This window comes from Bradyrhizobium sp. MOS002, from assembly GCF_003020115.1.
GTDB lineage: Bacteria > Pseudomonadota > Alphaproteobacteria > Rhizobiales > Xanthobacteraceae > Bradyrhizobium.
The window spans coordinates 197035-209576 of sequence record NZ_PYFX01000007.1 but is presented as its reverse complement, the minus strand read 5'-3'; the positions used below and the strand labels follow the sequence as shown (position 1 = coordinate 209576).

At 63.4% G+C, this 12542-nt stretch carries 12 protein-coding genes; 7 read left to right on the top strand and 5 right to left on the bottom strand.

What is annotated here, in order from left to right:
- Positions 1–8 precede the first annotated feature (8 nt).
- The 3 genes from C7G41_RS22415 to C7G41_RS22405 all read left to right on the top strand — a co-directional run bounded on the left by C7G41_RS22415 (position 9) and on the right by C7G41_RS22405 (position 2525).
- On the top strand, positions 9–857 hold the full coding sequence (locus C7G41_RS22415) for a transglutaminase family protein (RefSeq protein ID WP_106944556.1): 849 nt from the start codon (positions 9–11) through the stop codon (positions 855–857).
- 123 nt (positions 858–980) lie between these two features.
- Positions 981–1739: a proteasome-type protease gene (locus tag C7G41_RS22410; RefSeq protein WP_106944555.1), complete on the top strand. Its 759-nt coding sequence runs from the start codon at positions 981–983 to the stop codon at positions 1737–1739.
- Positions 1740–1766: 27 nt separating this feature from the next.
- On the top strand, positions 1767–2525 hold the full coding sequence (locus C7G41_RS22405; RefSeq protein WP_007602492.1) for an SDR family oxidoreductase: 759 nt from the start codon (positions 1767–1769) through the stop codon (positions 2523–2525).
- Positions 2526–2730: 205 nt separating this feature from the next.
- On the opposite strand, the gene C7G41_RS22400 is transcribed toward C7G41_RS22405, so the two are convergent.
- Positions 2731–3969, bottom strand: a complete 1239-nt coding sequence (locus C7G41_RS22400; protein ID WP_106944673.1) for an MFS transporter — start codon at positions 3967–3969, stop codon at positions 2731–2733.
- A 158-nt stretch (positions 3970–4127) separates the two neighbouring features.
- Between C7G41_RS22400 and C7G41_RS22395 the strand changes: the two genes are divergently transcribed.
- A complete protein-coding gene (locus C7G41_RS22395; RefSeq protein WP_106944554.1) occupies positions 4128–5378 on the top strand; it encodes a NupC/NupG family nucleoside CNT transporter in 1251 nt (416 codons plus the stop codon).
- 124 nt (positions 5379–5502) lie between these two features.
- On the opposite strand, the gene C7G41_RS22390 is transcribed toward C7G41_RS22395, so the two are convergent.
- Both C7G41_RS22390 and C7G41_RS22385 read right to left on the bottom strand, forming a co-directional pair.
- Complete coding sequence (locus C7G41_RS22390) at positions 5503–6573, bottom strand: low specificity L-threonine aldolase (protein ID WP_106944553.1); 1071 nt, start codon at positions 6571–6573, stop codon at positions 5503–5505.
- A 27-nt stretch (positions 6574–6600) separates the two neighbouring features.
- Positions 6601–7521 carry an amino acid ABC transporter substrate-binding protein gene (locus tag C7G41_RS22385; RefSeq protein WP_199198556.1) on the bottom strand — a complete coding sequence of 307 codons (921 nt, stop codon included), beginning with the start codon at positions 7519–7521 and terminating at the stop codon, positions 6601–6603.
- Positions 7522–7664: 143 nt separating this feature from the next.
- On the opposite strand from C7G41_RS22385, the gene C7G41_RS22380 reads away from it, so the two are divergent.
- Positions 7665–8585 (top strand): LysR substrate-binding domain-containing protein, encoded by a 921-nt coding sequence (locus C7G41_RS22380; protein ID WP_106944552.1) that lies wholly within the window; start codon positions 7665–7667, stop codon positions 8583–8585.
- Between the two features lie 121 nt (positions 8586–8706).
- The gene (locus C7G41_RS22375) at positions 8707–10833 is read left to right on the top strand and encodes a glycosyltransferase family 41 protein (protein WP_106944551.1); all 2127 of its coding nucleotides are present in this window, start codon (positions 8707–8709) and stop codon (positions 10831–10833) included.
- Between the two features lie 12 nt (positions 10834–10845).
- On the opposite strand, the gene C7G41_RS22370 is transcribed toward C7G41_RS22375, so the two are convergent.
- Both C7G41_RS22370 and C7G41_RS22365 read right to left on the bottom strand, forming a co-directional pair.
- A complete protein-coding gene (locus tag C7G41_RS22370; protein WP_106944550.1) occupies positions 10846–11385 on the bottom strand; it encodes a cupin domain-containing protein in 540 nt (179 codons plus the stop codon).
- 155 nt (positions 11386–11540) lie between these two features.
- Positions 11541–11828, bottom strand: coding sequence for an usg protein (locus C7G41_RS22365; RefSeq protein ID WP_106944549.1), 288 nt, complete (start codon positions 11826–11828; stop codon positions 11541–11543).
- A 376-nt stretch (positions 11829–12204) separates the two neighbouring features.
- Here C7G41_RS22365 and C7G41_RS22360 point away from each other — a divergent pair, with 376 nt between their 5' ends.
- The gene (locus tag C7G41_RS22360) at positions 12205–12519 is read left to right on the top strand and encodes a co-chaperone GroES (RefSeq protein WP_106944548.1); all 315 of its coding nucleotides are present in this window, start codon (positions 12205–12207) and stop codon (positions 12517–12519) included.
- Positions 12520–12542: the final 23 nt, after the last annotated feature.

The window sequence follows — 12542 nt, the reverse complement described above, 5'->3', positions numbered from 1 at the left end:
GGTCCACCATGCGCCTGCGAATCCTGCACACCACGACCTATCGCTACGAGCCGCAGGCCACGAGCGTGATCCAGATCCTGCGCATGACGCCCGGCAGCCATGACGGGCAATATGTGGCGGAGTGGCAGATCGACGTGTCGACCGACACCAAGCTCGACACCCACGAGGACGCGTTCGGCAACGTCACCCATGTGCTGTCCTGCGGACCCGTCGGCGACATCAAGATCACCGCCGAGGGCCTGATCGAGACCCACGACACCGGCGGCGTTCTGCGCGGCGCCGATGAGCGCTTTCCGGCCGGCATGTTCTTGCGCGCCACCGACCTCACCACGGTCAATCCGGCGATGCATGCAGTCGCGCGCCAGCTGCGCAGCGAGGCCGAGAACGACACGCTCGGCTTCCTGCACACGCTGATGACGCAAATCAGTGATCACATGACCTTCGACGAGGACCCGACCAACAGCGGGACGTCGGCGGCGGAAGCGTTCACGCTCAAGCGCGGCGTTTGCCAGGACTACGCGCACATCTTCATCGCCTGCGCCCGTAGCGGCGGCGTGCCGGCGCGCTTCGTCTCCGGCCACTTCCTGCGCTCCGACGGCACGGTGCATCAGGACGCGGGCCATGCATGGGCGGAGGCCTATGTCGACGGTCTCGGCTGGGTCGGCTTCGACCCCGCCAACAGCATCTGCGCCACCGACGCCCATGTCCGCGTCGCGATCGGGCTCGATTATCTCGGCGCGGCCCCCGTGCGCGGCACCCGCTATGGCGGCGGCGCGGAGACGCTGTCGGTGGCGGTCAAGGTCGAGCAGGCCGGCCGCGGCGGCCAGTCGCAATCGCAGTCCCAGCGGCAGAGCTGAGCCGCGCCGCGCGCTCCCCTCACCCACGGTCGGTTTCCACCCTGCCGCCCCGCGGCAATCGGGGGTTGGAGCGGCCCTTGAAATTGGCTAGTAATTCGGCGCAAACGCGTTCGGGGACTGGAAATGACCTATTGTTGCGGAATTCTGGTTCGGGACGGTCTGGTGATGATCGCCGACACCCGCACCAATGCCGGCCTCGACAACGTCTCGACCTTCCGCAAGCTCCACATCTTCTCCAAACCCGGCGACCGCATCATGGCGATCGCCAGCGCCGGCAACCTCGCCATCAGCCAGTCGGTGCTCTCGACGCTGACCGAGGGCCTCGAAGACCCTAACACCGGTGAGATCGAGACGCTGATGAACGCGCCGACCATGTTCCAGGCCGCCCAGCGCATCGGCCGGGCGATTCGGGCCGTGCACACGACCGAGGGGCCGGCGCTCAAATCAGAGGACGTGTCGTTCGACGTGTCGTTCCTGTTCGGCGGCCAGATCAACGGCGCGCGCATGCGCCTGTTCATGGTCTACACCGCCGGCAATTTCATCGAATGCACCACCGACACACCCTATTTGCAGATCGGCGAGCACAAATACGGCAAGCCGGTGCTCGACCGCGCCATGCATTACGACGTCGAGCTCTACGAGGCGCTGAAGACCGGGCTGATCTCGATGGATTCGACCATGCGCTCGAATCTCGGCGTCGGCCTGCCGATCGACGTGCTGGTGGTGCGCGCCGACGCCTGCGAGGCCGACCTCAACCACCGCATCGAGGCGGGCGAGCCCTATTTCCACGATTTGCGCTCGCGCTGGTCGGCGGCCTTGCGGGCGGCGCATCAGAATATCCCGCGGCCGCCCTACAAGAACGAAAAAGAATCCAAAACCTGACAGCTCAAGAGAAAAAGGCAGGAAACGATGAGTGAAGCGAAAAAGATCGCAGTGGTGACGGGCGCCGGCACCGGCGTCGGGCGCGCGGCGTCACTGGCGCTGATGAACACAGGCTTCACCGTGGTGCTGGTCGGGCGCCGGCCGGACATGCTCGAGGAGACGGCCAAGCTCGGCCCTGCCGGAAAGAGCCTTTGCGTCACCGCCGACATGACCAAGCCGGACTCGATTGCCGCGCTGTTCGACAAGGTGAAGGCGACCTATGGCCGGCTCGACGTGCTCTTCAACAATGCCGGCATGGGCGCGCCGCCGGTGAATTTCGAGGATCTCAGCCTTGAGCAGTGGCAGGCGGTGGTGAATACCAATCTCACCGGCCCGTTCCTGTGCACCCAGCACGCCTTTCGCATCATGAAGGACCAGAGCCCACGCGGCGGTCGCATCATCAACAACGGCTCGATCTCGGCGCATGCGCCGCGGCCGTTCTCTGCGGCCTATACCTCGACCAAGCACGCCATCACGGGCCTGACCAAGGCCTCCAACCTCGACGGGCGCATGTACGACATCGCGGTCGGCCAGGTCGACATCGGCAATGCTGCGACGCCCATGACCGACCGGATGGTCAACGGCCCCGGCGTGCTGCAACCCGACGGCACGTCGAAGCAGGAGCCGCGCATGGACGCGAAGGCGGTCGGCGATGCCGTCGCCTACATGGCCGGCCTGCCGCTCGATGCCAACGTGCTGACCATGACCGTCATGGCAACCAAGATGCCGTTCGTGGGACGGGGCTGAATCAAAAAAACGCGAAAACAACCCCATGCACAGTAGAATGCGTGGGGTTGCAACCTGCCTTCCGCCAGCGGGTGAAGTCGACTAAGTCCCCGCACTGCTTCCACAATCGTCATTGCGAGCGCAGCGAAGCAATCCAGACTGCCAACTGTGGCAAGATTCTGAATTGCTTCGCTGCGCTCGCAATGACGGGGGAGAGAGCGAGCCCCTATTCCAGAGTCTCCACCTGCCGCAGGCTCGGAAACAGCTTCATCCACAACAGCGCCACCGCGACCGTGCAGACGCCGCCAAGCACGGCTGCCGGCATGGCGCCGAACAGTGCGGCCGCAACCCCGCTCTCGAACTGGCCGAGCTGGTTGGAGGCGTTGATGAAGAGGAAGTTCACCGCACCGACCCTGCCGCGCATCTCGTCGGGGGTCGCGAGCTGCACCAGCGAGAAGCGGATCACGACACTAATCGTATCGGCCGCGCCGAGAACGGCGAGCGCGAGCACCGACAGCCACATCCAGGACGACAGCGCGAACACGATCGTTGCGACTCCGAACACGATCACGGCCTGAAACATGCGCAGGCCCACGTGGCGCGAAATGGCGTGACGGGCCAGCACCAGGGTCATCAGCAGCGCGCCGACCGCCGGGGCGGCGCGCAGGATTCCGAGCCCCATCGGACCGGTCTGGAGGATGTCGCGGGCATAGATCGGCAACAGCGCGGTGACGCCGCCGAACAGCACCGCGAACAGATCGAGCGAGATGGTGCCGAGGATCGCCGGATTGCTGCGAATGAAGCGGACGCCGGCGAAGATATTGTCGGCGCCCGCCATGTCCTTGGCGATCGCCTGCGGGCGCGGCCGGATGAAGCCGGTCAAGATCATCCCGAAGATCCAGAACAGCACCATCACCGCGTAGGCGAGATGCGGCGCGACTGCGTAGGCAAAACCGCCGAGCGCCGGCCCCGTAATGGTCGCGACCTGCGCCGCACCGCTGGAGACGGCGGTGGCGCGCTGGAGCGAGCCCTGCGGCGCGATCGCCGGCAGCAGCGCCGCGGTGGTCGGGCTCTCGAACGCGCCGGCAATGCCGAGCACGAAGGTTGCCACGAAAATCTGCACTTCGCTGACCAAGCCGAGATAGGTGATGATTCCGAGATAGAGCGCGGTCGCAGCTTCCACGAGCTGGCAGAGCTGGACCACGCGCTTGCGCTCGTAGCGGTCGGCGGCATGGCCGGCGACGAACACCAGCAGCGCCGTGGGCAGGAATTGCACGAGGCCGACCATGCCGAGGTCGAAGGCCGAGCCGGTGAGATCGTAGATCTGCCAGCCGATCGCGACCGCCGCAATCTGGCTGGAGAAACGCGACAGGCTGCGCGAGAGCAGAAAGAACAGGAAGGCGCGATGGGAGAGGAGCGCGCGGGCACTGACCGGCGGGTTTCCCGATATCGGCTGGTCTGGCATCGCCTCTTCGGTCACGCTCGGACTATCCGGCTCCTGATGTCGACGTGCTCCGCGTGGCTGACGCGGACCTGCTTGTCAACAGCGGGACGCTCCGACAATCTCTCGGCATTGCGTTTGCGACGCAGGGGTGGCCATAATCATCGGGGTTTGGGGACATCATGCTGCGGCTGCAATCGGCACTCGGCGTTTTCGCATTGCTATTGATCGCCTTGGTCCTGAGCGAGAATCGCCGCGGGGCCTCGCTGCGCCAGGCGGCGATCGGCCTCGTCGCCACCTTCGTCACCGCGCTCGTTCTCTTGAAGGTGCCCGTCGTCGCGCGCGCCTTCGGTGCCATCAACGACGCCGTGGGCGCGATCTCGGCGGCCTCGCGCGCGGGCTCCTCCTTCGTGTTCGGCTATGTCGGCGGCGGTCCCCTGCCCTTCGACCTGAAAGCACCGGGTGCCGATTTCGTGCTGGCATTCCAGGCGCTGCCGATCGTGCTGGTCATGAGCGTGCTGACGACGCTCTTGTTTTATTGGCGCGTGCTGCCGCCGGTCGTGCGCGGCATGGCCTGGCTGCTGGAGCGGACGCTCGGCGTCGGCGGCGCGGTCGGACTCTCGACCGCCGCCAATATCTTTCTCGGCATGGTCGAGGCGCCGCTGTTCGTGCGGCCTTATCTCGCGCAGATGACCCGCAGCGAGTTATTCCTGGTGATGACCGGCGGCATGGCCGGCATCGCCGGCACGGTGCTGGTGCTGTATGCGACGTTCCTTGCTCCCCTCATTCCTGACGCAGCGGCGCATTTCGTCATCGCCTCGGTGCTGGGCGCACCGGCCGCGATCCTGGTCAGCCTGATCATGGTGCCGGAAACATCCGACAAGCGCACCGGCGGCGCGCTGGAGGATCCCGAGATGGAGGTCTCCGGCACGATGGACGCGATCGTGAAAGGGACCGGCGCGGGGATCGAGCTGCTGATCAACATCGTCGCAATGCTCTTGGTGCTGGTGGCGCTGGTCTATCTCGTCAATGCGATCCTCGGCCTGCTGCCTGATATCGGCGGCGCCGCGATCTCGTTGCAGCGCCTGCTCGGCCTCGTGATGGCGCCGGTGTGCTGGCTAATGGGATTGCCGTGGGACCAGGCGATCACCGCCGGCAGCCTGATGGGCACGAAAACCGTGCTGAACGAGCTGATCGCCTATGTCGACTTCTCGAAGCTGCCGCCCGGCACGCTCGATCCGCGCTCGCGCCTGATCATGCTTTATGCGATGTGCGGCTTCGCCAATTTCGCCAGCCTCGGCATCATGATCGGCGGTCTCGGCGTGATGGCGCCGGAGCGGCGCGAGGAGATCAACGCGCTCGGGCTGAAGTCGATCGTGTCCGGGACGCTGACAACGTGTTTGATGGGAGCGGTGGTGGGGGTGTTGAGTTAGCAGCGAGCTCGTAGCCCGGATGGAGCGCAGCGCAATCCGGGACCACCATCTCCGCAGAGAGACTTTCCCGGATTTCGCTTGCTCCATCCGGGCTACAAGGGACCCGATTCACATCGGCGAATGTCTAGAGCAAAACTTCGGCCACGGCGCGAAATGCCATGACCGCGCGGTCAATCTCCGTATCGCCTATATGGCGATGGGTCACGCAACGCAAGCGATGCTTGCCCCAGGGCCTCGCCCTCAGGCCTTCCCTCTCCAGAGCCCCCGACCACACGGCGCTGTCGCGACCGGAGAGAGAGACGTCGACCTGCACGATATTGGTCTGAGGGATTGTCGCGCTGAGCTTTGGATGCATCCCATTCAACGCATCACTCAGAACTCGCGCGCGCCGGTGGTCCTCGCCCAAACGCGTCCCCATGACCTGAACCGCCTCCAGGCCGGCCGCGGCCAGGACGCCGATCTGGCGCTGCGTGCCGCCCAGCATGCGGCGAAACCTGCGGCTGCTGTCGATCACCGCGCGCGGTCCGGCGAGCACGGCCCCGGCGGGTGCGCTCAGGCCCTTCGACAGACACAGAGAAACCGTGTCGCAATGTCTCGCAACCTCGGCCGGCACCGTTTCAAGGGCGACGGCGGCGTTGAACAGCCGCGCGCCGTCGAGATGCACCGGGACACCGCGGGCCGAGGCCATGGCGTGCACGGCCTGCATATGATCCAGCGGCAATACGGCGCCGCTCGCGTTGTTGTGCGAGGTTTCCATTGCGACAAGAGCGGTCCCGAGCTTGAGCCCTTCGCCCTGCAGGGCGTCCTCCAGCAAATTCAGGTCCATAGCGCCGGCGGTGCCGGCAATTGCGAAGTAGAACTGCCCCGTAAACGTCGCCGCCCCTCGTTCCGAGGTGTACATATGGGCATTCGATTCCAGCACGATCTGTTCGCTGCGCTGCGACTGCGCCAACGTCGCCAGCAGGTTGGCCATGGTGCAGCTCGGCACAAACAGGCCGACGTCCTTGCCCAACGCCGCAGCTGCGACGGCCTCCAGCTCCTGCACCGTGGGGTCACCGTCCAGCCCGTCATCGCCGAGCGGCGCAGAGGCCATGCGGGCATACATCGCCTCGGTCGGCTTGGTGACCGTATCGCTGCGCAGGTCGATGGGTGGCAACCCGGCGTCTGCCGGACTCGTGTCGTGTTGATGTGCCATTGCGAGACCTCTAGAGCGCTTGTCGCGTCATTCGTAGACTGCCGGGTCGCCGGAATCGGTCGGATTGGCCAGCGCCCGCTTGAGGGCGGCGCTCATCGGAAATTTCAGGTTGAGGCCATGCGGTGGAATTGGTGAATTGAAATATTTGTCGTAGAGCGCCGCAATCTGCCCGCTCTTCATCAGGTCGATCACGGCATCGTCGACCATCTTCTTGAAAGCAGGATCATCCTTGGGTTGGACGATACCGTAGGGCGCCGTCTCGAGACTCTTGCTACCGATCAGGAAGTCATCCGGCGTTCTGGACGAGGCGACCGTGGCATAGGCAAGACCGTCATCGTTTGCGGTGCCGGCCACCCGGCCCGTCGACACCAACAAGAAGGTCTCGGCGGTGTCCTTGGCCGGCACCACCGTGATGCTGAGATTGTCCTTGGCGTTGATCAGTGTAATCACCTTGAAAGTCTGGCCGCCCGCCTGGGCGGCGATGGCCTTGCCGCGAAACGAAGCCGGGTCGTTGACATCGACCCCGCCATCCTTGCGCGCGACGAGGACGACCTGCGCAACGAAGGTGGTGGGAGCAAAGGCAACGAGTTTATGCCGCTCGACATTGTTAGTCGTGTTGCCGCATTCGAGATCGATCGTGCCGTTGGCGAGCAGCTGAATGCGTGTCGCCGAGGTTATAGGGTTATAGCGAATCTCGAGCTTGGGGAGCTTGAGGGCCGTCTTGATCGCCTGCACCACCTGTTCACAGATTTCCACGGTGTAACCGATCGGCTTCTGGTTACCGTCGAGATAGGCGAAGGGCACCGAAGTCTCGGGGTACCCCAACGTGATCGAGCCACTCTCACGGATCTTGTCCAGCCTGCCCGCGCCCTGAGCCATGGCCTCGCTGGAAAGAAGAACTGCAGCGACGGTCGCCGCGGCCAATGCCTTGATCATTGTCGCTTTCATGTGTCCCTCTTGTCGGTGACGCCGTGCACGGTGGGTGAGCAACCACAGGACAGCTCCGTGCGAACGGCTTCATGCTCTGGACTATCGTCCAAAAGCGCGATCTGATGAAATTCCAGTTTCATACTCTCCTATACGGATTTGATATGGCCACCAGACGCATGGGCCTGAAGCATGTGGAGGCGTTTCGGGCGGTCTTCGTGACGGGATCGATGACGCAGGCGGCTCAGCGCATGCATACCTCGCAACCCCAGATCAGCCGCCTGATCGGACAGCTGGAGGCAATCACACAATTCCCGCTGTTCGACCGCAGTGGCGGCCGCCTCCGCCCGACGGTGGACGGATCGCGCTTTTTCCAGGAGGTCGAGAAGACTTTCATCGGCTTGGCGGGACTGGAGGCCAGCGCGGCCAGCATCCGCTCGTTCGGCATGGGTCGGTTAAGCGTTGCGGCGATGCCGCGCCTGGCCGGCGGCCTGCTGACACGCATCGCGGCACGCTTCAAGGTAGACTATCCGCATGTGATGATCTCGATCCGATCCGGCACGGCGAGCGCCGTGCACGACTGGGTCAGTTCCGGGCTTTGCGACACCGGATTGGCAATGCTCTACGGCGAGGTTGCGGGGGTGCATGTCGAGCCGGTGCTCAAGACCCGTTGCGTCGCGATAATGCCGAAGGCGCATCGTCTTGCGCAGAAGAAGACGCTGCGCCCTGCCGATTTCGCCGACGAGGCCTTCATCTCCTTCGCCACCGGGAGTCCACTCTACGATCGCATCGATACGATCTTCGCGCAGGCGGGCGTCACGCGCCGCATCGTTGCGGAGACCGATCTCGGCGCATCGGTCTGTGCCCTGGTCGCCGCGGGCCTCGGCATCAGCATTATCAACCCGATTGCCGCGCATGACGAAAGCTCTGGCGCAGCTCTGATCACGCGCCCCTTCAACCCGGCTGTCCCCGTTACGATTGCATTGCTCTATCCACCTTATGCCGCGCGCGCCCGGTTGATCGATGCCTTCAGCGAATATGCTCGCAAGGTCATGAGCGCGGAATTGGGCTATCTCGAGCGGTAGCTGGCTGATCCGCCCTGAAGCTTGTGCGAGGCTGGCGTCCTCGTAGCTCCGATGGAGCGCAATGCAATCGCGACAATCCTTCCATGTTAATCTCTGGAGGAGATTCGGGTGGAATTGATTCATGAGCGACAGCGTTGGCCAGCGTGCATTTCAAAATTCGCGGCTTCAGAAACGGCAGAAAGCCGAGCTAGGGCCGCTGCTCGCGCGCGCCCTCCAGCTGCACAAGGCGGGACTTCTCCGCGAGGCAAAGGCGGCCTATCGCGAACTCCTGGAGCTCGCGCCCAACCAATTCATCGCGCTTCATTTGCTGGGCGCTTTGGAGTCTGAAGCCAAAAACTATCAGCAAGCGCAAGCTCTGCTGAGCCGAGCGGTTGCGGTGGATCCGCGATCTGCCGAGGCACATATGAGCCTCGGCGTCGCGCTCAACGGACTAAAACGCCACAATGAGGCCCGCGAGAGCTATCGAAAGGCCCTCGCCTTGCGGCCCAACTACGCCTTAGCCCTGTCCAATCTCGGTAACGCGAGCGCGGCCCTCGAACTTTACCAGGAAGCGATCGAGAGCTACGACCAGGCGCTCGCAATCGACGGAAAACTTTCCGAAGCGCATAACGGCCGGGGCTGGGCGCTCTGCGGTCTGCGCGTCTATGACGAGGCTATCGCAAGCTTGAGCCGCGCGTTATCGATCAAGCCTGACTATGCCTCGGCGCTGTCGACCCGCGCCGTTGCATTGCGGGAGCTGCAGCGATTTGACGAAGCCATGGCGGATTGCAATCGCGCAATCGCCCTGGCACCCGACGACGCGAATGGGTGGCTCTGGCGGGCCAGTATCTTGCTCCTGACCCGGCACGTTGCCGAAGCATTGTCCGATTGCGAGAAGGCTCTCGCGACCGATCCCGGCTTCGCTCAGGCCCACAGCCTGCTCGGCCAATGTCTCGCGGCACTTGGCCGGGTCGACGAAGCCCTCGCCAGTTTCGACAGAGCTCTCGACATCGAGCCTGATCAGAGCACGATCTCGAGCAAGATATTCACCCTCGATTTCATGGCCGACGCCAGCGTTGCGCAGCATCAGCAAGCGCGACATGTATGGTGGGAGCAGATCGGTGCGAAGATCGCCTCGGCAGCGGCGGGACCGCATGATAACAGCCGCGATCCGGATCGCCGTCTGGTGCTGGGTTATGTCTCGTCGGATTTTCACACACATTCGGCGGCGTTCATTTTCAAGCCGGTCCTGCAGCACCATGATCGGGCACAGTTCGAGATCGTCTGCTACTCGTGTTCACCGAAAACGGATGCGACGACCAGAGAATTTCAGGGGATCGCCAATCGCTGGCGCGACGCCTCGCAATGGTCCGACGATCGGCTCGCCGCCCAGATCCGCGCCGATGGCGTCGATATCCTGATCGATCTGTCCGGCCACACCAGCGGAAACCGCCTCGGTGTGTTTGCGCGCAAGCCGGCACCCGTTCAGGTGCATGGCTGGGGCCACGGTACCGGCACCGGGCTGCCAACGATCGATTATCTATTCTCGGACCCGGTCGCGATTCCTGTGGCGGTTCGGCATCTGTTTGCGGAGACCATCGTCGACCTGCCGTGCTTTGTGACGCTGGCGCCGCTGCCGGCCGGGATTGCGCGGGCGCCGACGCCGGCGATTGCGAACGGCTTCATCACATTCGGTGTCTTCAACCGCATCAGCAAGATTTCGAACGAGGCGGTGGACGTCTGGTCCAGGATTCTCGAGCGGGTGCCGGGTTCGCGACTGCTGATCAAGGATACTGCGCTGGACGCTCAACTGGTTCGCGACAATCTGCTGGCGCGGTTTGCGGCTTGCCGGTTGCCGGCCGAACGCGTCGATCTGCTCGGAGCCACGTCGCGAGACGAACATCTGGCGACGTTCAATCGCGTCGATATTGGCCTCGACCCATTCCCGCAGAATGGCGGCGTCAGCACTTGGGAAGCCTTGCAGATGGGCGTGCCGGTGGTGGCGAAGCTGGGTCACAGCCTGCCCAGCCGTGCTGCCGGCTCCATCCTCGCCGCGCTTGGGCTGCCGGACTGGGTCGCGGATAGCGACGAGGCGTATGTCGAAATCGCAGCGAGCCGTGGGTCGCAGATCGGCGAGCTCGATAAGTTGCGCAGCGAACTGCCCGGACAGATCAGGGCTGCCGCCGCCGGTAACCCCGTCTTATACGCGCAAGCGGTGGACGATGCCTATCGCGCGATGTGGAAACGCTATTGCAACGACGGCGGCTGATCTCCGCTTCGCCTACGCCTTCAACTCCACCGTCCTGAACTCCGCCGGCAGGATCACCTCCAGCAGCTCGACGTCGTCCGAATAGTCCAGGATCATGTGCTTGATCTTCGGCGGCTGGGTCCAGGCGCTGCCTTCTTTCATCAGCGTCTCGCCCTCTCCGTCCATATAGGTCTTCACCCAGCCCTTGAGCACGTAGACCATCTGGAAGTCGACGTCGTGGAAGTGCAGCTTGGACACCTCGTCCGGATTGCAAGGGCCTTGCAGCCGGATCACGTGCGCCTGCGCGAGGCCGTGGCTCGCGGCGGCGATGCCGAGATCGCGATACTTCGCGTAGGTGCGCAGACCGTCAGCCTTGAAGTCTTCCTCGCGGTGATGGCTGATGGCGATGCGCTGCTTGGGCCGCGCGGGTTTCGTGACGGATGACTTAGCCGTTGTCGTGGGGGCTTTTGCCTTCACCGCCTTGCGCGCCGTGGATCGTGCTGCGGGTTTGGCCCCGCTTTGCTTCTTCACCGCCGCCTGCGATGCGCTACGCGATTTTGCTTTCTTGGCCATGGACGGCCTCCCCTGTTGTTATGAGGAGAGGCTAGCACGGAATGCGAAATCGTAGGGTGGGTTAGCGCTAGCGTAACCCACCACTTCTTTCCGCAACCGTTGAAGCATGGCGGGTTACGCTAGCGCTAACCCACCCTACAGCACCGCGCTCGCCTTCAATGCAGCCGGAATACGCCGTCCACCGCGCGCAGTTCGGCCGGCTTGATCAGCTTGGAATGCGCGATCGTGACCGAGAATAGCGGACCGTCGAGCTTCTTCTGCCAGAACGCCAGGAAATCCGTCAGCGCTGGAAATTTCGGAAACATGTCGTAGTTCTGCCAGACATAGGTCTGGAGCAGCGAACGATGATCCGGCATCCGGTAGAGAATTTCGGCCGTCGTCAGCCCGTAACCCAGCACCTGTTTCCGGAAGTCGTCGGAAACAACCCCAACTCGCGAGACCATGCCAACCTCCTTTGCAGGAGCGCATATTCAAGGGGTGGCTTTCCGGTACGCCCTACGAGCCACCCGGTGGAGATGCGCTCACATGAGTGAAATGTGACGCAAACTGACAATCCATCTCAAGCCCAAAAGTTTAACAAGCTGTTGAAATTCAATGCGTTAGCAGCAGATGTGGCTCCGTGCTAATACGGGCCCTGGGCGCGATTAACGATGGAAAGAGATTTTGGCAAGCAGCGCTTCCGAGTGCTATTTTTCTGCTACAAGCCCTTGCTCCAGCCAAAATCCTGCCCTATCTCAGCTGTGCCTGTGCTAGCACTCGCGGGCGCAGACTGCTAACAACCCAAAATTCCCAACTCGTGCAAAAGCTTAGGAGAACTGCATGAAATTCCGTCCGCTTCACGACCGCGTCGTGGTCAAGCGCATCGACGCAGAAGAGAAGACCGCTGGCGGCATCATCATTCCCGACACGGCCAAGGAAAAGCCCTCGCAGGGCGAAATCGTCGCCGTTGGCCCGGGTGGCCGCGACGAAGCAGGCAAGCTGATCCCGATCGACCTGAAGGTCGGCGACCGCGTGCTGTTCGGCAAGTGGTCCGGCACTGAGGTCAAGATCGACAACGTCGATCTGCTGATCATGAAGGAAAGCGACATCATGGGCGTCCTCGACGCCCCCGCTTCCAAGAAGAAGGCGGCCTAAGAGCCCCTCTCTTATCCAGCTAA

Coding starts and splice junctions, on each gene's coding strand:
- C7G41_RS22370 (WP_106944550.1), bottom strand. CDS start 11,385: ATGGCCAAGAAAGCAAAATCGCGTAGCGCATCGCAGGCGGCGGTGAAG.
- C7G41_RS22405 (WP_007602492.1), top strand. CDS start 1,767: ATGAGTGAAGCGAAAAAGATCGCAGTGGTGACGGGCGCCGGCACCGGC.
- C7G41_RS22390 (WP_106944553.1), bottom strand. CDS start 6,573: ATGGCACATCAACACGACACGAGTCCGGCAGACGCCGGGTTGCCACCC.
- C7G41_RS22375 (WP_106944551.1), top strand. CDS start 8,707: ATGAGCGACAGCGTTGGCCAGCGTGCATTTCAAAATTCGCGGCTTCAG.
- C7G41_RS22400 (WP_106944673.1), bottom strand. CDS start 3,969: ATGCCAGACCAGCCGATATCGGGAAACCCGCCGGTCAGTGCCCGCGCG.
- C7G41_RS22360 (WP_106944548.1), top strand. CDS start 12,205: ATGAAATTCCGTCCGCTTCACGACCGCGTCGTGGTCAAGCGCATCGAC.
- C7G41_RS22415 (WP_106944556.1), top strand. CDS start 9: ATGCGCCTGCGAATCCTGCACACCACGACCTATCGCTACGAGCCGCAG.
- C7G41_RS22395 (WP_106944554.1), top strand. CDS start 4,128: ATGCTGCGGCTGCAATCGGCACTCGGCGTTTTCGCATTGCTATTGATC.
- C7G41_RS22385 (WP_199198556.1), bottom strand. CDS start 7,521: ATGAAAGCGACAATGATCAAGGCATTGGCCGCGGCGACCGTCGCTGCA.
- C7G41_RS22365 (WP_106944549.1), bottom strand. CDS start 11,828: ATGGTCTCGCGAGTTGGGGTTGTTTCCGACGACTTCCGGAAACAGGTG.
- C7G41_RS22410 (WP_106944555.1), top strand. CDS start 981: ATGACCTATTGTTGCGGAATTCTGGTTCGGGACGGTCTGGTGATGATC.
- C7G41_RS22380 (WP_106944552.1), top strand. CDS start 7,665: ATGGCCACCAGACGCATGGGCCTGAAGCATGTGGAGGCGTTTCGGGCG.